Source organism: Frigoribacterium endophyticum, assembly GCF_011759585.1.
GTDB lineage: Bacteria > Actinomycetota > Actinomycetes > Actinomycetales > Microbacteriaceae > Frigoribacterium > Frigoribacterium endophyticum.
In genome coordinates, this window is the sequence record NZ_JAAOYV010000002.1 from 1,312,447 (window position 1) to 1,333,523 (window position 21,077).

The 21,077-nt window shown below is 68.8% G+C and carries 18 protein-coding genes and 2 tRNA genes; 8 read left to right on the top strand and 12 right to left on the bottom strand.

Annotated features, from left to right (window positions below; translation table 11 throughout):
* Positions 1–411: 411 nt before the first annotated feature.
* The 10 genes from FHR77_RS13600 to dnaA form a co-directional block, all read right to left on the bottom strand.
* Positions 412–484, bottom strand: a tRNA-Ala gene (locus FHR77_RS13600).
* 51 nt (positions 485–535) lie between these two features.
* Positions 536–609: transfer RNA gene (locus FHR77_RS13605), tRNA-Ile, on the bottom strand.
* A 72-nt stretch (positions 610–681) separates the two neighbouring features.
* Complete coding sequence (locus FHR77_RS13610) at positions 682–1,089, bottom strand: DUF3566 domain-containing protein (protein WP_167260946.1); 408 nt, start codon at positions 1,087–1,089, stop codon at positions 682–684.
* The gene (gyrA, locus tag FHR77_RS13615) at positions 1,082–3,751 is read right to left on the bottom strand and encodes a DNA gyrase subunit A (RefSeq protein ID WP_167260948.1); all 2,670 of its coding nucleotides are present in this window, start codon (positions 3,749–3,751) and stop codon (positions 1,082–1,084) included. Before gyrA ends, FHR77_RS13610 begins: the two co-directional genes overlap by 8 nt.
* Positions 3,752–3,828: 77 nt before the next feature.
* On the bottom strand, positions 3,829–5,802 hold the full coding sequence (gene gyrB / locus FHR77_RS13620; protein ID WP_056058114.1) for a DNA topoisomerase (ATP-hydrolyzing) subunit B: 1,974 nt from the start codon (positions 5,800–5,802) through the stop codon (positions 3,829–3,831).
* 167 nt (positions 5,803–5,969) lie between these two features.
* Complete coding sequence (locus FHR77_RS13625) at positions 5,970–6,521, bottom strand: DciA family protein (protein ID WP_341777383.1); 552 nt, start codon at positions 6,519–6,521, stop codon at positions 5,970–5,972.
* On the bottom strand, positions 6,518–7,759 hold the full coding sequence (gene recF, locus FHR77_RS13630) for a DNA replication/repair protein RecF (protein ID WP_167260950.1): 1,242 nt from the start codon (positions 7,757–7,759) through the stop codon (positions 6,518–6,520). The genes FHR77_RS13625 and recF overlap by 4 nt, the downstream gene beginning before the upstream one ends.
* Before the next feature lie 17 nt (positions 7,760–7,776).
* Complete coding sequence (gene gnd, locus FHR77_RS13635; RefSeq protein WP_167260952.1) at positions 7,777–8,661, bottom strand: phosphogluconate dehydrogenase (NAD(+)-dependent, decarboxylating); 885 nt, start codon at positions 8,659–8,661, stop codon at positions 7,777–7,779.
* 54 nt (positions 8,662–8,715) lie between these two features.
* Positions 8,716–9,864, bottom strand: coding sequence for a DNA polymerase III subunit beta (dnaN, locus tag FHR77_RS13640; RefSeq protein ID WP_167260954.1), 1,149 nt, complete (start codon positions 9,862–9,864; stop codon positions 8,716–8,718).
* Positions 9,865–10,355: 491 nt separating this feature from the next.
* Positions 10,356–11,771: a chromosomal replication initiator protein DnaA gene (dnaA, locus tag FHR77_RS13645; protein WP_056058127.1), complete on the bottom strand. Its 1,416-nt coding sequence runs from the start codon at positions 11,769–11,771 to the stop codon at positions 10,356–10,358.
* 383 nt (positions 11,772–12,154) lie between these two features.
* Between dnaA and rpmH the strand changes: the two genes are divergently transcribed.
* From rpmH to FHR77_RS13685, 8 genes are all read left to right on the top strand, one after another.
* The gene (gene rpmH, locus FHR77_RS13650) at positions 12,155–12,292 is read left to right on the top strand and encodes a 50S ribosomal protein L34 (protein ID WP_043595303.1); all 138 of its coding nucleotides are present in this window, start codon (positions 12,155–12,157) and stop codon (positions 12,290–12,292) included.
* Positions 12,293–12,302: 10 nt separating this feature from the next.
* Positions 12,303–12,638: a ribonuclease P protein component gene (gene rnpA / locus FHR77_RS13655; protein ID WP_243861674.1), complete on the top strand. Its 336-nt coding sequence runs from the start codon at positions 12,303–12,305 to the stop codon at positions 12,636–12,638.
* Complete coding sequence (gene yidD, locus FHR77_RS13660) at positions 12,635–12,991, top strand: membrane protein insertion efficiency factor YidD (RefSeq protein ID WP_167260958.1); 357 nt, start codon at positions 12,635–12,637, stop codon at positions 12,989–12,991. The genes rnpA and yidD overlap by 4 nt, the downstream gene beginning before the upstream one ends.
* 9 nt (positions 12,992–13,000) lie before the next feature.
* Positions 13,001–13,963: a membrane protein insertase YidC gene (gene yidC / locus FHR77_RS13665; RefSeq protein WP_056058135.1), complete on the top strand. Its 963-nt coding sequence runs from the start codon at positions 13,001–13,003 to the stop codon at positions 13,961–13,963.
* Positions 13,964–14,051: 88 nt separating this feature from the next.
* On the top strand, positions 14,052–14,693 hold the full coding sequence (locus FHR77_RS13670; RefSeq protein ID WP_167260960.1) for a Jag family protein: 642 nt from the start codon (positions 14,052–14,054) through the stop codon (positions 14,691–14,693).
* 88 nt (positions 14,694–14,781) lie between these two features.
* Complete coding sequence (rsmG, locus tag FHR77_RS13675) at positions 14,782–15,423, top strand: 16S rRNA (guanine(527)-N(7))-methyltransferase RsmG (protein WP_167260962.1); 642 nt, start codon at positions 14,782–14,784, stop codon at positions 15,421–15,423.
* 471 nt (positions 15,424–15,894) lie between these two features.
* Positions 15,895–16,797 carry a ParA family protein gene (locus FHR77_RS13680; protein WP_341777384.1) on the top strand — a complete coding sequence of 301 codons (903 nt, stop codon included), beginning with the start codon at positions 15,895–15,897 and terminating at the stop codon, positions 16,795–16,797.
* Positions 16,797–17,777, top strand: a complete 981-nt coding sequence (locus tag FHR77_RS13685; protein ID WP_167260966.1) for a ParB/RepB/Spo0J family partition protein — start codon at positions 16,797–16,799, stop codon at positions 17,775–17,777. The genes FHR77_RS13680 and FHR77_RS13685 overlap by 1 nt, the downstream gene beginning before the upstream one ends.
* Positions 17,778–18,573: 796 nt before the next feature.
* Here the strand turns inward: FHR77_RS13685 and FHR77_RS13690 are convergent.
* Entirely contained in the window at positions 18,574–19,533 is a 960-nt protein-coding gene (locus FHR77_RS13690; protein ID WP_167260968.1) for a D-alanine--D-alanine ligase family protein, read from the bottom strand.
* 139 nt (positions 19,534–19,672) lie between these two features.
* Positions 19,673–20,980: an aminotransferase-like domain-containing protein gene (locus tag FHR77_RS13695; protein WP_167260970.1), complete on the bottom strand. Its 1,308-nt coding sequence runs from the start codon at positions 20,978–20,980 to the stop codon at positions 19,673–19,675.
* Positions 20,981–21,077: the final 97 nt, after the last annotated feature.

Genomic DNA, 21,077 nt, shown 5'->3' on the forward strand with positions numbered 1-21,077 from the left:
TCCGAGCCCGGCCCCCGAGTAGCCGTCGTCCCCTCCGACCTCACAATTTGAGAGAGATCGCCCCGCAGAGCCGCCAGCACCCCCACTGCCCAGGCCTCGTCCCCCGGATCCCTCTCGCTTTCCCGCCCCGGGAGCCCACCCCAGCCCTCCCCGCCAGCGGAGCGGCGCGGCGTCACCCAGCAGCTGACGAGCGAAGCGATGTCACCCCCCGACAACGAGCGAAGCGACGTTGCCCGGCGACGAGCGAAGCGACGTCACCCGCAACGAGCGAAGCGACGTTGCGCCTCCCCCTTCGGGGACTGGATCTGCGGCGCGCTGCGCCGCAGGAGCGGCGGCGCAGCCAACAAGCACGAACGAAAAATCCCCGCGAGTTCCCCGAAGGGGAACGAGCAGGGAAAGACCCATTTTTCGTGGAGCCTAGGAGAATCGAACTCCTGACATCCTGCTTGCAAAGCAGGCGCTCTACCAACTGAGCTAAGGCCCCGTTCGGCGGAGTGAACCGCGGCGGGGAACCCGTCGGTGGTTCTCACGGGAGTGGGGCTAACAGGACTTGAACCTGTGACCTCTTCGTTATCAGCGAAGCGCTCTAACCGCCTGAGCTATAGCCCCCGGACCGTCGTAAAGCCTACAGCACGACGACGGAGTTCACGAATCGAGCGTCTGCTCGGCCCGTGAGCCGGTTCAGTTGTTCGTGAAGCCCACGAGCAGGCCGCCGGTGACGCGGACGCTCAGGTTGTACAGCACGGCGACGATGGCGCCGATGACGGTGCCGACGACGACGTTCAGGACGGCGACGACGATGCTGAAGAGCATGATCTGGGCGATCGAGAACGTGTCCTGGAGGGAGAAGTTCTGGTCGCCGAGGATGTCGCGCAGCAGGGTGTCGAGGTCGTTGAAGATGCCGGTCTGGTTGAGGATCAGCCAGATCAGGAACGTCGCGACGATCGTGATGATGCCGAGGGCCACCGCGATGAGGAACGACAGCTTCACGACCGACCAGAAGTCGATGTAGACGAGCTTGAGTCGGACCTGCTTGGTGCCGGAGGGCTTCTTGGCCTTGCTCTGGAGTCTGTCAGCGACGCTACTCATTGATCGGTTCCTCTTCCGTGCTGTCGTCAGCGGGCTCGACGGCGGGCTCCGGAGCGTTCTCGACGGTGTCGATCACGTCGCCGGGGCTCACGGCGGGCACAGCTTCGTTGTCACCGACCGCGTCGATGACGGCCTCGTCGGACTGTGCCACGAGATTCCGTTCGGTGTTGCGCGCCACGGCGATGATGCGGTCATCAGCGGCGAAGCGGGCGAACACTACGCCCATGGTGTCACGGCCCTTGGCCGGCACCTCGGCCACGGCAGACCGTACCACCTTGCCGCTCGAGAGCACGACGAGCACCTCGTCGTCCTCGCCGACGATGAGGGCGCCGGCGAGGTCGCCCCGCGCCTCCGCCAGCTTGGCCACCTTGATGCCGAGGCCGCCGCGGTTCTGCACGCGGTACTGGTCGGCGGCGGTGCGCTTCGCGTAGCCGCCCTCGGTGACGACGAACACGTAGCCCGTGTCGTCGGCGACCGACGCCGACAGGAGGGTGTCGCCCTCGCGGAAGGTCATGCCCTTCACGCCCGAGGTCGAGCGCCCCATCGGGCGGAGGGAGTCGTTGGTCGCGGTGAATCGCAGCGACATGCCGTGACGGGACACCAGCAGCAGGTCGTCGCTCTCGTCGACGAGCAACGCCGAGACGAGCTCGTCGTCGTCACGGAGGTTGATCGCGATGATGCCGCCGGTGCGGTTCGTGTCGTACTCGGTGAGCGCGGTCTTCTTGATCAGGCCGTCACGCGTGGCGAGCACGAGGTACTGCGCCACCTCGTAGTCGCGGATGTCGAGCACCTGCGAGATCGACTCGTCGGGCTGCATCGCGAGCAGGTTCGCCACGTGCTGGCCCTTGGCGTCGCGCCCGGCCTCCTGCAGCTCGTAGGTCTTGGCGCGGTAGACCCGGCCCTTGTTCGTGAGGAAGAGCAGCCAGTGGTGCGTCGTCGTCACGAAGAAGTGGTCGACGACGTCGTCGGCGCGCAGCTGGGCGCCGCGGACTCCCTTGCCGCCGCGGTGCTGGCTGCGGTAGTTGTCGCTCCGCGTGCGCTTGACGTAGCCGCCGCGGGTGATGGTGACGACCATCTCCTCCTCGGGGATGAGGTCCTCGACGCTCATGTCGCCGTCGAAGCCGAACATGATCTCGGTGCGGCGGTCGTCGCCGTACTTGTCGGTGATCTCCTGCAGCTCGTCGCTGACGATGCTGCGCTGGCGCTCGGGCTTGGCGAGGATGTCCTTGTAGTCGGCGATCTCGCGCTCGAGCTTGTCGGCGTCGTCCTGGATCTTCTGGCGCTCGAGGGCCGCCAGGCGGCGCAGCTGGAGGTTGAGGATGGCCGAGGCCTGGATCTCGTCGACGTCGAGCAGCTCCATCAGGCCGCCCCGCGCCTCCTCGACGGTGGGCGAGCGGCGGATGAGCGCGATGACCTCGTCGAGGGCGTCGAGCGCCTTGAGGTAGCCGCGGAGGATGTGCGCGTCGGCCTCGGCCTTCTTCAGCCGGAACTGGGTCCGACGGACGATGACCTCGATCTGGTGGTCGACCCAGGCGGAGATGAAGCCGTCGAGCGCCAGCGTGCGGGGCACGCCGTCGACGATGGCGAGCATGTTCGCGCCGAAGTTCTCCTGCAGGCTGGTGTGCTTGTAGAGGTTGTTCAGCACGACCTTGGCGACCGCGTCGCGCTTGAGCACGATGACGAGGCGCTGGCCGGTGCGGCCGGAGGTCTCGTCGCGGATGTCGGCGATGCCGCCGATGCGGCCGTCCTTGACGAGCTCGGCGATCTTGATCGCGAGGTTGTCGGGGTTCACCTGGTACGGCAGCTCGGTGACGACGAGGCAAGTGCGCCCCTGGATCTCCTCCACCGAGACGACCGCGCGCATCGTGATCGAGCCGCGGCCCGTGCGGTAGGCGTCCTGGATGCCCTTGACGCCGAGGATCTGCGCGCCGGTCGGGAAGTCGGGGCCCTTGACGCGCTGGATCAGCGCCTCGAGCAGCTCTTCGCGGGTGGCCTCGGGGTTCTGGAGGTACCACTGCGCGCCCGCCGCGACCTCGCGGAGGTTGTGCGGCGGGATGTTCGTCGCCATGCCGACGGCGATGCCGACGGAGCCGTTGACGAGGAGGTTCGGGAACCGGCTCGGCAGGATCGCGGGCTCCTGCGTGCGGCCGTCGTAGTTGTCCTGGAAGTCGACGGTGTCCTCGTCGATGTCGCGGACCATCTCGAGGGCGAGCGGGGCCATCTTCGTCTCGGTGTACCGGGGGGCGGCGGCGCCGTCGTTGCCGGGCGAGCCGAAGTTGCCCTGGCCGAGGGCCAGCGGGTAGCGGAGGCTCCACGGCTGCACGAGACGGACGAGCGCGTCGTAGATCGCCGTGTCGCCGTGCGGGTGGAACTGGCCCATGACGTCGCCGACGACGCGCGAGCACTTCGAGAACGCACGGTCGGGGCGGTAGCCGCCGTCGTACATCGCGTAGATCACGCGGCGGTGGACGGGCTTGAGGCCGTCGCGCACCTCCGGCAGGGCACGCCCGACGATGACGCTCATCGCGTAGTCGAGGTACGAGCGCTGCATCTCGAGCTGCAGGTCGACCTGCTCGATGCTGTCGCGCTTGATCGCCGGGGCGAAGGTGGGGGTGCCCTCGGCGTCGTCGCCCTCGGGGGTCTGGGTCGGCTCGTCGGCCATGATTCTCCGTCTGTCGTGGTGTGCCCCGGTCGTCTCCGCGGGGCGCGGGCGTGCTCCGGCTCAGCCGGAGGCGCGCATCAGATGTCGAGGAAGCGCACGTCTTTCGCGTTCTGCTGGATGAAGGCTCGGCGCGACTCGACGTTCTCGCCCATCAGCGTGTCGAAGATCGTGTCGGCGGCCGCGGCGTCCTCGAGGGTGACCTGGAGGAGGGTGCGGGTGTCCGGGTCCATGGTCGTCTCCCACAGCTCCTTGTAGTCCATCTCGCCGAGGCCCTTGTAGCGCTGGATCCCGTTGTCCTTCGGGATGCGCTTGCCGGCGGCGCGGCCCTGCACGAGCATCGCGTCGCGCTCGGCGTCGCTGTAGACGTACTCGTGCGGTGCGTTGCTCCACTTGAGCTTGAACAGCGGCGGCTGTGCGAGGTACACGTAGCCGAGGTCGATGAGCGGGCGCATGTAGCGGAAGAGCAGCGTCAGCAGGAGGGTCGTGATGTGCTGGCCGTCGACGTCGGCGTCGGCCATCAGGACGATCTTGTGGTACCTCGCCTTGTCGGGGTCGAAGTCCTCGCCGATGTCGGCGCCGAACGCCTTGATCATGGCCTGCACCTCGTTGTTGCCGAGCGCACGGTCGAGGCGCGCCTTCTCGACGTTGAGGATCTTGCCGCGGAGCGGGAGGATCGCCTGCGTCTCGGGGTTGCGCCCCTGGACGGCCGAGCCGCCGGCCGAGTCGCCCTCGACGATGAAGATCTCGGAGAGGGACGGGTCTTTGCTCTGGCAGTCCTTGAGCTTGCCGGGCATGCCGTTCGACTCGAGGACGCCCTTGCGGCGGGTCTGCTCGCGCGCCTTGCGGGCGGCGAGGCGGGCCTGCGACGCGAGGATGCCCTTGCGCACGATCTCGGCGGCCTGCTTCGGGTTGCGGTCGAACCAGTCGTTGAGCTGCGAGCCGGCGACCTTCTGCACGAACGACTTGGCCTCGGTGTTGCCGAGCTTGGTCTTCGTCTGGCCCTCGAACTGCGGCTCGCCGAGCTTGATCGAGATGACGGCCGTGAGCCCCTCGCGGACGTCGTCGCCCGACAGGTTGTCGTCCTTCTCCTTGAGCAGGTTCTTCTCGCGGGCGTAGCGGTTGATCAACGTGGTGAGCGCGGCGCGGAAGCCCTCTTCGTGGGTGCCGCCCTCGTGCGTGTTGATCGTGTTCGCGTAGGTGTGGACGCTCTCCTGGTAGGAGGTGTTCCACTGCATGGCGACCTCGAGCGAGATCTTGCGCTCGACGTCCTCCTGCTCGAAGGCGATGATGTCGTCGTGGACGGTCTCGACCTTCTTCACCGTGTTGAGGTACTCGACGTAGTCGACGAGGCCCTTCTCGTAGTGGAAGACGTCGTGGCGGGCCTCGACGCCCTCCTCCTGCACGCGCTCGTCGCTGAGCTCGATGCGGAGGCCCTTGTTGAGGAAGGCCATCTGCTGGAACCGGGTGCGGAGGGTCTCGTAGTCGAAGTCGACCGTCTCGAAGATCTCGGCGTTGGGCCAGAAGGTGATCGTGGTGCCGGTGGTGTCGTCGGCCTCGCCCTTGGCGAGCGGCGCGACGGGCACGCCGTCGGTGAAGCTCTGGCGGTAGACGTTGCCCTGGCGGCGGACCTCGACGTCGAGCTCGCTCGAGAGGGCGTTGACCACCGAGCTGCCGACGCCGTGCAGGCCGCCCGAGACGGCGTAGCCGCCGCCGCCGAACTTGCCGCCCGCGTGCAGGACGGTGAGCACGACCTCGACGGTCGACCGGCCCTCGATCGGGTGCACGTCGACCGGGATGCCACGGCCGTTGTCGACGACGCGCACGCCGCCGTCCTCGCGCATGGTGATCTCGATGTGGTCGCAGTGGCCGGCCAGGGCCTCGTCGACCGAGTTGTCGACGATCTCGTAGACCAGGTGGTGCAGACCACGGGGCCCCGTCGAGCCGATGTACATGCCGGGCCGCTTGCGCACGGCCTCGAGGCCCTCGAGAACCTGGATCGCACTGGCGCCGTAGGAGTCGTCGGGCTGGGCGTCGGTGGGGTTCGGTGACATGTGCGTGGGGGCTCCTGCCGGACGGGACGAGGGGTGTCGCCCCGCTGCGACACGCGGGCGCGCAGAGCGGTCAGACGACCCTCAGAGTCTACCGCAGGCGTGTCCCCCGTAGGGCGAGATCCGCCCACAGACGGATTTTCACGAGCCGGTTGGACGATTCACCCTCCCTAGCCGTAAGTATCGCGAGGACCACGCCCTGGAACCGATCTGGGGCCGCGTTTCCAGGACGGGGCGTTGGGTGCCAGGAAACGCACCGACTGGATCCCCGCGTCGGGGTACCTCTGGACGATGGTCGTCGTGACCGTCCCGCGCATGAGCCGGAGCTGCGTCGCCCACGCCGTGGAGTCGCACTGCACGGTCAGCGTGCCGTCGTCGATCGACACCGGGTCGGAGTGCGCGGCGAGCTCCTCGCCGACCATGTCGGGCCACGCGGTCATGAGCTCGGACTGCGCCAGCGGCGAGCTCCAGCCCATCTCGGTCGTGACCGTGGCGAGCACGTCGGCGATGCCGCGGGGCTCCCGGCCCGTGCCGAACGGCTGGCTCGGCGAGCCGAGCTTGATGGCCTTGCGGCGACGGCCGTCGCGCGAGCGCCCGTTCGGGTCGCCGAACACGCGCCGGAACCGGAGGTACACGCGCTGCGCCTCGTTGTCGCCCCGGGGAGGCGCGGGCTCGGCCGCCGGGGCCGGCTCCGCGGCCGGGGTGGTCGCGTCGTCGCTCACGGGGTCGCCGCCTCGTCGACCGGCCCGGCCGCCTCCACCGGCGCCGCCTCGACCGGCGTCGCCGCCTCGCTGACCGGCTCGGGCTGCTCGACGATCGTGCCCTTCGCGATGCGCACGGTGTGCGCCTTGAGCCGGGCGGGCACGTCGCCCTCGACCGCGGCGGTGATGAGCACCTGCTCGTAGTCGGCGACGGCGTCGGCGAGTCGCTCGCGCCGTGACCCGTCGAGCTCGGCGAACACGTCGTCGAGCACGATCACCGGGTCGCCCGTCGCGGAGTCGGTGCGGATGACCGCGGCCGACGCGAGCTTCAGCGCGAGGGCGAACGACCACGACTCCCCGTGGCTGGCGTACCCGCGGGCCGGCAGCGCGTTGAGCGAGAGGAAGAGGTCGTCGCGGTGCGGGCCGACGAGGGTGAGGCCGCGGTCGAGCTCGGAGGGCCGCACCCGCGCGAGCGCCTGGCGGAAGACCTCGGGGACCTCCGCCGGCGGGATCGACTCGCTCGGCGCCTCCGCCGCGGTGGTCTCGTCGTCGGGCACGGAGCCCCGGATGCTGAGGACGGTCGAGAGCCGCGCGGCGTGGTCCTCGCCGGCGACGGCGGCGTACGACCGGGCGACCTCGGGGGCGAGGTCGGCGACGAGCTGGTCACGGGCGACGACGATCTCGCTGCCGAGCGCGACGAGCCGTTCGTCCCAGATGTCGAGCGTGCCGAGCCGGTTCGGCTTGACGCCGGAGGCGCGGGCCGACTTCAGGAGCGTGTTGCGCTGCTTGAGCACCCGCTCGTAGTCGGCCTGCACGCCCGCGAGGCGCGGCGAGCGGGTCACGAGCAGCTCGTCGAGGAAGCGGCGGCGGCCCGAGGGCTCGCCGCGGACGAGCGCGAGGTCCTCCGGCGCGAAGAGGACGCTGGTGAAGTAGCGCGGCAGCTCGCGGGGCTTGATCGCCCCGCGGTTGACCTGCGCCCGGTTGGGCGACGACCGGTTGATCTGGACCTCGGCGAGCAGCTCGCGGTCTCCCGCCTCGAGGCGGGCCCGCACGATGGCCGAGTCGGTGCCCTGCCGGATCAGCGCGGCGTCGGACGACACCCGGTGCGAGCCGAGGCTCGCCAGGTAGCCGAGCGACTCGACCAGGTTCGTCTTGCCCTGGCCGTTGCTGCCGACGAAGAGGTTGGGCCCGCGCGCGAGCGCGACTTCTGCGGACGCGTAGTTCCGGAAGTCGGTCAGGCTGAGATGCAGTACTCGCACGCGGGCCGGTGAGGCGACTAGGCCTTCTTGACCGCGTGGCCGCCGAACTGGTTGCGCAGGGCAGCCACGGCCTTCATGGTCGGCGAGCCCTCGCCCTGGCGCGACACGAAGCGCGCGAAGATCGAGGCGCTCAGCGCGGGCATCGGGACGGCGTGGGCGATGCCCTCCTCGAGGGTCCAGCGACCCTCTCCGCTGTCTTCGACGTAGCCGGACAGCGCCTCGAGCTTGGGGTCGGCCTCGAGGGCCAGGACCATGAGCTCGAGCAGCCAGGAGCGGACGACCGTGCCGCGCTGCCACGCCTTGAAGACCGCGGGGACGTCCTCGACGAGGCCCTTGGCCTCGAGGAGCTCGTAGCCCTCGCCGTACGCCTGCATGATCGCGTACTCGATGCCGTTGTGGACCATCTTCGCGTAGTGGCCCGCGCCGACGCCGCCGGCGTGGCTGAAGCCCTCGGCGCGGGGGCCCTCGGGGCGCAGCGCGTCGAAGACGGGCATGGCGCGCTCGACGTCGGCGGCGTCGCCGCCGACCATCAGGCCGTAGCCGTTCTCGAGGCCCCAGACGCCGCCCGAGACGCCGGCGTCCATGTAGCGGATGCCCTTGGCGTCGAGGAGGGTCGCGTGCACCTCGTCGTCGAGCCACTTCGAGTTGCCGCCGTCGATGACCAGGTCACCGGGCTCGAGCACCTCGCCCAGGTCCTTGATGACCGCGTCGGTGATCTGGCCGTGCGGCACCATCACCCAGACGAGGCGGGGCGACGGCAGAGCCGCGGCGAGGGCGCCGAGGTCCGCGACGTCGGAGACGGCGGGGTTCGCGTCGTAGCCGGTGACCTCGATGCCCGCGTTGCGCAGGCGAGCGCGCATGTTGTTGCCCATTTTGCCGAGACCGACGAGGCCGATGTGCATGAGATTCCTTCGTTCAGTGGAGGCGCCGTCTGAGCGCCTTCGTCGTGGTGCGCGTCAGCGCAGGAGGAGGTTGGGCTGCAGCAGGTACTTGTAGCTGTCAGCACCGGCCTGGTCCCTCGAGGACTGACTGGTAATCAGCACGGGACCGGGCTTGTTCGGGTTCTCCGTCTTGGTGAAGGAGATCCGCACGAACTCGGAGTGGACCGCTCCGAGGCCGTCGAGGAGGAACTGCGGCTTCAACGAGACCACCGTGTCCTCCCCCGTCAACAACGCGTCGATCGACTCTGATGCCTGCGCCTGCTCACTGCCGATGGCCTCGAGCGTGAGCCCGTCGATCGTGAACGTGAACCTGAGGGCCGCCTCGCGCTCGAGCACGAGCGAGACGCGGCGGACGGACTCGACGAGCTCGGCCGTGTTGACCACGGCGTAGTTCTCGACGGTCTCGGGGAAGAGCCGCTTGACCGGGGGGAAGTTGCCCTTGATCAGCAGCGAGGTGACGGTCTTGTCGCCCGCCTGGAAGGCGATCAGCTCGCGGTCGTCGCTGCCGGTGATCGAGACGGCGACGGTCGTGGCGCTGCCGAAGGTCTTGCCGACCTCCTGCAGGGTGCGGGCCGGGACGAGCGCGGTGGTCGTCTCGGCGCCGCCGGTCGTGCCGGCGTCGAACTCGATGCCGCGGACGGCGACGCGGTAGCGGTCGGTGGCCACGAGCGAGAGCGAGTTCTCGGAGACCTCGAGCTGCACGCCGGTGATGACCGGGGTGACGTCGTCGCGGGACGCGGCGACGGCGACCTGCGAGATCGCGAGCGAGAAGGCGTCGCCGGGGACGACGCCGGACTGCGCACCGACGGTGGGCAGCGTCGGGTACTCCTCGACGGGCATGCTCAGCAGCGAGAAGTTGGCCGAGCCGCAGCTGACGGCGATGCGGTTCTCGTCGGTGGCGAAGGTGACCGGGGCGTTGGGGAGCCGGCTCGCGATGTCGGCGAGGAGGCGTCCCGAGACGAGGATCGTGCCCGGTTCGTCGACCTCCGCCGCGATGCTCGTCTGGGCCGAGACCTCGTAGTCGAACGACGAGAGCGTGAGCCCGTCGGCGTCGGCCTCGATCAGGACTCCGCTGAGGATCGGGAGCGTCGTGCGCTGCGGGAGGAGCTTCACCGCGAACGAGACGGCATCGCTGAAGACGTCACGGTTGACCTGGAACTTCACGCGGGGACCCCTGTTCGACTACGCACCGGTGGATTGCCCGCCAATACTGCCACAGCGATGAGGCGGGTGGCCCCGGGGCTCCGGAGGGCGGCCCGCTGTCCACAAGGTTGTCTCTCGATCAATTTCTTGTAATCCAGGATTAACAGTCTTAACCGTTGTGCACAGTGTGGATAACCTGTTTAAAACCCCGCAGCCAGAGGGAACTACACGTTTGTGACTTGTGCACGGAGTGTGGAAGTCGGAGGGGGACCCGAGGGTGTCCGACCCTGCGTCCCGAGGCTGTTCCCACAGGTCGAGGCGATCTCCCCACAACGGGCCCCCGACTTGTCCACGAGTTTCCACAGGTTATCCACACTGTGGGATCGTCCCCGGTCCTGGCGTGGCGCGGGGCGCCTCCACCGGCCCACGGGACGACGAACGGGCGCCGACACGAGGTCGACGCCCGTCGGGGCGGTCCGTCGGGGAGGCGCGCAGCAGCGGCCTCGACTCCCCTACTTGTAGCGGGTGTCCTGCTTGATCCGGCTCGTGAGCTCGGTCACCTGGTTGTAGATCGAGCGCCGCTCCTTCATGAGCTCGCTGATCTTCTTGTTCGCGTACATGACGGTCGTGTGGTCGCGGTTGCCGAAGAGCTGGCCGATCTTCGGCAGGGAGAGGCTCGTCAGCTCGCGGCAGAGGTACATCGCGATCTGTCGAGCGGTCGCGATCGCCTGCGAGCGGGACGACCCGTAGAGGTCGTCGACCGAGAGCTTGAAGTAGTCCGCGGTGTGGTTGATGATGTCGACCGGCGCGATGACGTTGTCCTCGTCGAGGGTGATCAAGTCCTTGAGCACGGTCTGCACGAGCGAGAGGTCGACCGCCGTCCGGTTCAGGCTGGCGAAGGCAGTGACCCTGATCAGCGTGCCCTCGAGCTCGCGGATGTTGCTCGACACCTTCGTCGCAATGAACTCGAGCACCTCGTCGCGGATCTGGAGCTTCTCGCTCTGCGCCTTCTTGCGGAGGATCGCGATGCGGGTCTCGAGGTCGGGCGCCTGCACGTCGGTGATCAGGCCCCACTCGAAGCGCGACCGCATGCGGTCCTCGAAGCCGGTGAGGTGCTTCGGGGGCAGGTCGCTCGTGATGACCAGCTGCTTGTCGTGGTCGTGCAGGGTGTTGAAGGTGTGGAAGAAGGCCTCCTGCGTGGAGTCCTTCCCCTGCAGGAACTGGATGTCGTCGATCAGGAGGATGTCGATCTCGCGGTACCGCTGCTGGAAGAGGTTCGAGCGGTTGTTGGCGATCGAGTTGATGAAGTCGTTCGTGAACTCCTCGCTGCTCACGTAGCGGACCCGGATGCCCGGGTACATCGTCTCGGCGTAGTGGCCGATGGCGTGGAGGAGGTGCGTCTTGCCCAGCCCGGACGAGCCGTAGATGAAGAGGGGGTTGTACGCCTTCGCCGGCGCCTCGGCCACGGCGACCGCGGCCGCGTGCGCGAACCGGTTCGACGCCCCGATCACGAAGTTGTCGAAGCTGTACTTCGGGTTCAGGCGCGAGTCGTTCCGCTTGCCCGACGAGGGCGACTCGACCGGGGTGGGGACGAACGGCGCCTCGATGTAGTGGACGGGCTCCGACTCCTCGGGCTGCTGCGTCAGGGTGTCGGGCGTGATGTCGGGGTTCACCGTGATGGCGAAGCTCGCCACGGAGGCGTCGCCCAGGGCGGCGATGGACTCGAGCAGGGGGGTGCGGATGCGCTGCTCGAGCATCCCGCGGGTCAGGTCGTTGGGCACCTCGAGGTAGAGGGTGCCGCCGAGCACGCCCTTCGGCTCGACGAGGCTGATGAAGCCGTGGAGCTGGGGGGTGATCCGGTCGTCGGTGGTGAGGGTGGCGAGGACGGACCGCCAGAGGTCCTGGACCGGATCGACGGTGTTCGCCACGGGTCATCACTTCCTGTCGGGTGCGCGAGGGGGCCCCGGCTGTCGTTCGGCAGGGCCCGGTCGGGCCCGCACGAGGATCTCTCCTGCACCAAGTTATGCACAGCTTTCTCCACCGGCGGACGATCGTCGTCTGAGCCGGGAGAGCCGCGGATTCCCCGTGGTTACAGGGATCTGGAGCAGGAGGTACCCACCTTAGTTCGGATGAGTATGACCCCCGCAATCGAAGTTCTCAACAGTGTGGACAAATGCCGGGAGCCCGGTCGTTTGACCGCAGCGCGGATGCCGCGTACTTTTAATCAGTTGATTTCAGCCGATTGGGCTGTGACAAGACTTCTTCGGACACGGCAGCAGGCCAGGTCCGCTTCCCCCACGGAGAGAACACCATGAGCAAGAGAACGTTCCAGCCGAACAACCGTCGCCGCGCCAAGAAGCACGGCTTCCGTGCCCGCATGCGCACCCGCGCCGGCCGCGCGATCCTGGCCGCTCGTCGTGGCAAGGGCCGCACCGAGCTCTCCGCGTAGCTAGTCCTTGTTGGCCCGCGCCAACCGGATCGTCCGCGCAGACGACTACCGCAACACAGTGCGCCGTGGCCGCAAGTCGGGCACGGCGCACTCGGTCGTCTACGTGCGGCGCCGTCGAGACGACGACGCGATCCGGTTCGGCTTCATCGTGGCCAAGACGGTCGGCAACGCCGTGGCGCGGAACACCGTCCGACGGCGGCTCAAGCACGTGTGCCACGAGCTGCTCCCGGCGATGAGCCCGGGCACCGACGTGGTCATCCGCGCCTTGCCAGGCAGTCTCGACGTTCCGTGGTCTACCCTGCTCACGGACATCTCGGGGGTCGTCGACGAGAGCGTGAGGTCATGACCGGTGCACTGCAGTTCGTGGCTCTCCTGCCGCGCAACGTCTGCGTCGTGATCCTCCGCGCCTACCGCGCCGTGGTCTCTCCTCTGTACGGAGACGTCTGCCGGTTCCACCCCTCGTGCTCGCGGTACGCCCTCGAGGCGATCCAGCAGCACGGCGTCGTCCGGGGGGTCGCCCTCGGCACCTGGCGCATCGGTCGTTGCAACCCCTGGTCGGCAGGGGGCGTCGACGACGTCCCGGAGCCCCGTCGGCAGAAGCACTCCCTCACCGCCTTCGGGTTCGTGGTCCCTCGACGGGCCGGCTCCGCCCCGCAGACTCCCCCGCGCCTCCTCGCGCAGACCCACTGGAAGGGCTGACCCGCCACCATGGACCTCCTCGGTACCGTTCTCTGGCCGCTGAAGTGGATCGTCGAAGCGATCCTCGTCAGCTTCCACACCATCCTCACGGGTGCCGGCATGGGCACCGACTGGGGCAGCACCTGGGTGCTCTCCATCGTCGGGCTCGTCCTCGTCGTCCGTGCCTGCCTCATCCCGATCTTCGTCCGGCAGATCAAGAGCCAGCGTCGGATGATGGAGATCGCCCCGCGCCTGAAGAAGATCCAGGACAAGTACAAGGGCAAGCGCGACCAGTTCAGCCGCGAGGCCATGTCGCGCGAGACGATGGCGCTCTACAAGGAGACCGGCACCAACCCGCTGAGCTCCTGCCTCCCCCTGCTGATCCAGATGCCGATCTTCTTCAGCCTGTACTCGGTGCTGCACAACGCCCAGCAGGACAAGGTGGGCATCGGCCTGCTCAACCAGGCCCTCTCGACGTCGTTCGGCGAGTCGACCCTGTGGGGCGCTCCGCTGAAGGAGACCTTCCTCGGCGCCACCACGTGGGAGGTCCGCCTCCTCGCCGGCGCGATGGTCGTCGTCATGACCGCGTCGCAGTTCATCACCCAGCTGCAGATCGTCTCGAAGAACATGTCGCCCGAGACCAAGGCGAGCCCCATGTTCAAGCAGCAGCGCATGCTCCTCTACTTCCTCCCCCTCGTCTTCGTCTTCTCGGGCCTCTCCTTCCCCCTCGGCGTGATGTTCTACTGGCTGACCTCGAACATCTGGACCATGGCCCAGCAGTTCCTCGTCATCCGGAACATGCCGACGCCCGGCAGCGAGGCCGCCCTGGCCCGTGAGGAGCGCCTGGCCAAGAAGGCCCAGCGCAAGGGCCTCTCGCTCGGCGACATCACGGTCACCGAGATCGAGCCTGCCCCCGCCGTGCCCAAGCCGACCCAGCGCGTGCAGCCCGTCGGCAAGAACCGCTCCAAGAAGCAGAACGGCGCCAAGAAGTAGCGCGTCGGCCCTCCCCCGGGCCGACGCCTCCGCCCTGCAGCGCCGCAGCACCTGCCCCGCCGATCCCGACCGACCCGGAGAGACGACCATGAACGACATCGACAGCACGAGCGCCGACCACGAGGTCGCCCCCGAGGCCACGCCGGAGGCGCGGGTCGAGACCGACGCACCGGCCGCCTCCCCTGCTCCCGCCGTCGACGCCGTCCCCGGGCCCCCGGCCCGGCGCGAGCCCGTCGGCGACGCTGCCGCGGCCTCGCCGGCGCCGTCCGCCCAGTCGATCATCGACGAGGGCGAGATCGCCGCCGACTACATCGAGGAGCTCCTCGACATCTGCGACTTCGACGGCGACATCGACATCGAGGTCCGTGCCGGTCGGTCGTACATCTCCATCGACTCGAGCGGGGGTGAGGGGTCCCTGCGCCTGCTCTCCAAGCCCGACACGGTCAACGCCCTGCAGGAGCTCACCCGCATCGCCGTGCAGGCGAAGACCGGCGAGTTCTCGCGCCTCATCCTCGACATCGGCGGCTCGCGCGCGACGCGCGAGCAGGAGCTCGGCGCCATGGTCGACCGCGCCGTCGAGAAGATCGAGGAGGGCGCCGCGGCGGCCTCGCTCCCGCCCATGTCGTCGTACGAGCGCAAGCTCGTCCACGACATCGTCGCGGCCCGCGGCTTCACCTCGGAGTCCGAGGGCGAAGGCCGCGACCGCCACACGGTCATCACGCGCGGCTAGCCGCGCTGCGCCTACGCCGCGCTGCGCCGCCGCCTCGCTCGGCGACCCGACCTCCCTGCTCCACCCGACCGGATGACCAGCTGACGCCATGACCGACACCGCCGAGCTCGAGACCGAACCCGCCGTCGCCGCCGAGATCTTCGGCGACCGGCTCGAGGTGGTCCGTCGCTACACCGCCGACCTCGCTCAGCACGGTGAGGAGCTCGGACTCATCGGGCCGCTGGAGCTGCCGCGCCTGTGGACTCGGCACGTCGTCAACTCGGGCCTCGTCGCGCCGCTGCTCACGGCCGGCCGCGTCGGCGACGTCGGCTCAGGGGCCGGGCTGCCCGGCCTCGTCCTGGCCGCGGCGCGACCCGACGCCACGCTCGTGCTGATCGAGCCGATGGAGCGCCGGGTGGAGTGGCTGATCGCCGAGGCGGAGCGCATGGGGCTCGCGAACGTCGAGGTGGTCCGCGCCCGCGCCGAGGAGGTCGAGCTCGACGGATGGCTCGACCAGGTCACGGCCCGCGCCGTGTCCGCGCTCTCCAAGCTGATCCCGCTCACCGCGCCGCTCGTGAAGACCGGTGGCCAGCTGCTCCTGATGAAGGGGGCACGCGTGCAGCAGGAGATGGAGGCGGCTCGGAAGGCCATCGCCAAGGCGCACCTCGTCGACGTCGAGGTGCTGGAACTGGGCGTGGGGCTGGTCGACCCGGCGGAGGTCACGCGCGTCTTCCGCGCGACGCTGGACTGAGGGCGCGGGTCGTCTCCACAGGAAGCGATCTGAGCGCGGACGAGGTCGATCGCTGCGACCCCGTGGCCGTGGATCAGCGGAGTTGCTCTTGTGGCCGGCTCTGCTACTCCCTGCATCGATAAGGCCGCCTTGATCAGCCAATAGTCGGTTAGGCGTAGTAGCGGGGCCGGTGAGCGGTGGTTCCGGCCGAGGCAGTTACCAACATGTTGGCGAGCCTGTGTAGAAACTCGTCCACAGACGTAAATGGGCCACACGACGCCTCCCCTGTGGAGGCTGCGCTGGACCCTGGGGACACCCCGCCCTGGACCTCCGTCGAGGGGTCTCCACGAGCTAGAGTTGACCGTGGTCGTCGGCAGTGCTGGTCGATCAGGGGCCGACACGAGTCGCTGTTCCCACCCGCGACCGGAGGCGTCGACCGTCTCGAGTCGACCACCGTTCCACGTGAAACATGGCGAGCAGGAGATCAGATCGGTGAGTTCCTCCACGGAGTTCGACAACAGCACTCCCCTCGCCCGGGAGCTCGCTGACCTCAACCGTCGGAAGCGAGCGCTCTCCAAGGAGCCTCTTCCGCCGCCGGCGAAGACGAGGGTCCTGACGGTCTCCAACCAGAAGGGCGGGGTCGGCAAGACCACGACGACCGTCAACCTGGCGGCGGCGCTGGCCCGCAGCGGCGCGCGCGTGCTCGTCATCGATCTGGACCCACAGGGCAACGCCTCCACGGCTCTGGGGGTCGAGCACCGGGCAGAGACGCCGAGCGTCTACGACGTGATCGTCGGCGAGGGCGACGTGGCCGACGTCGTGCAGAAGACCCCGGAGTTCGAGGCGCTGTACTGCATCCCCGCCACCATCCACCTCGCCGGTGCGGAGATCGAGCTCGTCTCGCTGGTCGCCCGCGAGCAGCGGCTCCGCCGGGCGCTCGACACTTACCTCGAACAGACCGAAGCAGCTGGTGAGCGATTCGACTACGTCTTCATCGACTGCCCGCCGTCGCTGGGCCTGCTCACCATCAACGCCTTCGTCGCTGCGAGCGAGGTGCTCATCCCCATCCAGTGCGAGTACTACGCGCTGGAGGGCCTGAGTCAGCTCCTCCGCAACATCCAGCTGATCGAGAAGCACCTCAACCCGACGCTGAAGGTCTCCAGCATCCTGCTGACGATGTACGACGGCAGGACGAACCTCGCGCAGCAGGTCGTCGCCGACGTGCGCCAGCACTTCCCCGCGGAGGCCCTGCAGACGCTCATCCCCCGCTCCGTCCGCATCAGCGAGGCACCCGGTTACGGGCAGACCGTCATCAGCTACGACACCAACTCACCGGGCTCCATCTCGTACCTCGAGGCGGCAGCCGAACTAGCGCGCCGAGGAGCACCCCAGTAGTGGCAACCAAGAGAACAGGGCTCGGCCGTGGCATCGGCGCCCTCATCCCCGTCGCCGACGAGTCCCAGGACCGGCCCGTCGACGTCTTCTTCCCGACCGCGCAGCAGACGGCGGAGGAGCTCGTCGCCGTCCCCGGCGCTCGTCTGGCGAACCTGAACCCACTCGACATCCTGCCCAACGCCCAGCAGCCCCGCACGGAGTTCCGCGAGGAGGAGCTGGCGGAGCTGGTCACGAGCATCCGCGAGGTGGGCGTCCTCCAGCCCATCGTCGTCCGGCCTCTGCCGGCGGCACCCCGCGGCAAGGGCAAGGGCACGTCCCGCGAGACGACGGACGTGCAGTACGAGCTCGTCATGGGCGAGCGCAGGCTCCGAGCGACGAAGCAGCTCGGGCTGGCGACCATCCCCGCGATCGTCAAGGACACCGCTGACGAGTCGATGCTGCGGGACGCTCTCCTCGAGAACCTCCACCGCGCGGAGCTCAACCCGCTCGAGGAAGCATCCGCTTATCAGCAACTTCTCGCTGATTTCGGCATCACCCAGGACGAGCTGGCGAACCGCATCGGCCGGAGCCGACCGCAGATCAGCAACACCCTGCGCCTGCTTCGCCTGCCGGCCTCCGTCCAGCGTCGAGTCGCGTCGGGCGTGCTCTCGGCCGGGCATGCACGAGCGATCCTGTCGACGGGTGACTCGCTGTTGATGGAGCGCCTGGCGGACAAGATCGTCAACGAGGACCTCTCCGTGCGGGCAGCGGAGGCGATCGCGGCGGGCGGCAGCAGCAAGCCCCGCTCCACGCGCGCTGCGGTCGGCAAGCACCAGGCCCACCTCGACGAAGTGGCGGAGAACCTCGGCGACGCGCTGGACACGAAGGTGAAGGTGCGACTGGGTGCTCGGAAGGGGTCGATCTCCATCGACTTCGCGTCCATGCAGGACCTGAACCGCATCTTGGCCGCCTTGGGACAGGATCCCTTCGCGCAGGAGTAGAAGCTCCTGAGCTGTGTGACGCCCCTCTCATCGAGAGGGGCGTTTCACGTGGAACGGAGTCGTAGCGACTGGATCGATCTAAGGACAAGTTCTGACGTGCTGGTAGGTGACGGTCGCTAGGGGTGCGTGTGTGGTGTTGCTCCTGGAACTCGGGACTGCTCAGTCGTGTTTCACGTGAAACGGATATCAATCCGGCGGCTGGGCGGTCTAGCCGTCGTCGCTCCCTACTTGTTCGTTGTTGCAGCTGTGTGTGGCCGTGGCGCATGGGGTCGATGCCGCGGTCTCATCCGTGGTCACCGTCTGCGCGGCCGACCATGAGCCTGTGTTGACGGCGTATGCCGTGCCCGAGGTGGCGCACCTGGGGAGCGATGCTCGCGTCAGCGACCGGAGATGTCAACCGCTTCAGACCTCTGGTCGGCATTCCCTTCGATTGTGTGGGATGCGCGGATGCACGGCTCCTTCGAGGGCCACGAGCAATCGAGCACGTGGAGCGGACCCACGATTCGCCACGCCGACGGGATGCTTTGTTGCGTCCGCCTCCCTGGCAGTTCGTTCCTCGCCATGCACAGTGGAGGAGATCATGGGCGGGGTCTACAACGCCCGAGCGCAGGTGGGGGCGGGGAACCATCCCCACGTCGGGTTGAGCTTCATTCCTGGGCACCTCGACGTGCGGTCGACACCGTCGTTCCCGGGCAGGTCGACGAGGGGGCTCGACACGGCGAGGCCGGTACCCCCGTGTTCCACGTGAAACGGCCCGCCTTCAGTAAGAGAGGCGAGCCGTTGCACGTCTTGAGGGTCAGCCGTGGTCGCGGACGGCCTTCTCCGCCAGGGCCGCGTAGACGAGGCCGAGCTCGTAGCCTGCTGCGTCGAGGGCCATCGGCACGAGCGACGTCTCGGTGAGGCCGGGCAGGACGTTGACCTCCAGGAACCACGGGGTGCCCGCCGCGTCGACGATGAGGTCGACCCGGGAGAGGTGGCGTAGGCCCAGCGCTTCGTGGACCGCGACGGCTGCCGCAGCGGCCGCCTCCCCCGCTGCCACATCCAGTCGCGCCGGCGTGTAGAACGTCGTCTCCCCCGCGTTGTAGCGCGCCTCGAACCCGTACGTGCCTGATCGGGGCACGATCTCCACGGCGGGCAGTGCGACGGGCCCGTCGCCGGTGTCGATGACGCCCACGGCGATCTCGGTGCCGGTGATCTTCTGCTCGACGATCACGTCGTCGCAGTAGGTGTACGCGTCGACCATCGCCCGGGGGAGCCCGCCGGGCTCGTCCACGACGGTGACCCCCTGTGCCGAGCCGCCGCGGGCGGGCTTCACCACGACCGGGACGGGGTGCTCCTCCGCGATGGCGGCCAGCACGCCGGCCGCGCCGAGCTCCCGGAAGGCGTCGTGCGAGAGGGTGATGCCACGAGGGGTCCTGACCCCGACGCGACGGGCGAGCTCCTTGGCGGTCGGCTTGTCCCAGGCGAGGCGCGCGGCGGCCGAGGTGCTGCCGACGAACGGGATGTCGAGGGCCTCGAGGAGGCCGCGGAGGGCGCCGTCCTCACCGGAGGCCCCGTGCAGGGCCGGCCAGATCACGTCGGGGCGGTCAGACGTCAGGTGTGCGAGCAGGGAGGCGTCGGGGTCACGGAGCTCCACCTCGATGCCGTTGGCGACGAGGCTGTCGACCACGCGCCTCCCCGATCTCAGGCTCACGTCCCGCTCGTGCGAGATGCCGCCGGCGAGCACGGTCACGGTGTGGATGGCGCTGGTGGTCATGGGTTCTCCCCTGGGGTCGTACGTGCGGGCGTCGTGGCGTGGTGGCGTGCGGGCCTGGCGAACGGTGTGGAGGCGTTCGGACTCGAGTCGGTGCCCTGGCTGTCCCGACCGACCACCGTTGTCACTGAAAAAGTACTGGTCAGGACATGTTCGGCGGCGGCATCGTGACGCCCTGCCGCAGCACCGAGGGCGCCCCGAGGGAGGCCGACGAGAACGTCGCGAGCAGGTCGAGCTCGCCGTTGACCACGGTGGCGAGCCGGGCCACGCCCGTGCGGATCGCTTCGGGCGTCGGGTAACAGAACGACAGGCGGATGTTCTGGCGACCGCCCCCGTCGGCGAAGAACGCGGTGCCGGGCGTGTACGCGACGAGCTCCTTGACCGCCCGGGGCAGCATGGCCTTCGAGTCGAGCTGCTCGGGCAGGGTGACCCAGACGAAGAAGCCGCCGTCGGGCTCCGTCCAGCTGAGCTGTGGGAGGTACTCCCCCAGGGCCGAGAGCATGGCGTCGCGACGCTCCCGGTAGAGACCGCGGAACGTCTCGATCTGGGCCTTCCAGTCGGCCTGGTCGAGGTACTCCGTGATGACGAACTGCCCGAACGAGTTGGGCGAGAGCGTCGCCGACTCGTTGGCGAGGATGAGCTTCTCGCGGATGGCGTGCGGCGCGAGGGCCCAGCCCACCCGGAAGCCGGGCGCGAGGGTCTTGGAGAACGACCCGAGGTAGATGACGCCCTCGTCGTCGACCGAGCGCATCGCCTGGGGCGCCGGCTGGTCGAAGTACAGGAGGCCGTAGGGGTTGTCCTCCAGCACGAGGATGCCCGCGTCGCGGCAGATCTCGAGGATCTCGAGCCGCCGCGCCCAGGTGAGCGTGACGCCCGCCGGGTTGTGGAAGTTCGGGATCGTGTAGAGGAACTTGATGGTGCGCCCCTGGGACCTGACCGCGGCGATCGTCTCGCGCAGCGCCTCCGGCACGAGTCCCTCCGCGTCGGTCGCCACGTGCGCCACGTCGGCCTGGTAGGCCTTGAAGACGCCCAGGGCGCCCACGTAGCTCGGCGACTCGGCGAGCACGACGTCGCCCGGGTTCACGAACAGCCGCGTGACGAGGTCGAGCGCCTGCTGCGAGCCGGTCGTCACGACGACGTCGTCGGCGCTGCCGCGGATGCCCTCCATCGCCATGATCTGCATGATGTGCTCGCGGATCGCCGGGGTGCCTTGGCCGGAGCCGTACTGCAGGGCCATGGCCCCGCCGTTCTGCGACATGACGCGGTCGATGGCGCCGGTGACGAGCTCACGGGGCAGCGCGGAGACGAAGGGCATGCCGCCGGCCAGGGAGACCACCTCGGGGCGGCTGGCGACGGCGAACAGGGCTCGGACCTCGGAGGCGCTCAGGCCGGCCGTACGGTCGGCGTACGAGTCGTACCACGGGTCGAGGTTGGTGCCCTTGTTCGTCATCTGCGTCCCTGTCTGTCGGGGGTGGTGCGGTTCAGGATATGCCCGGAGGCCGCCGGGTACGGCGAGAGCCCGCCCAGCGGGTGTGCTGGGCGGGCTC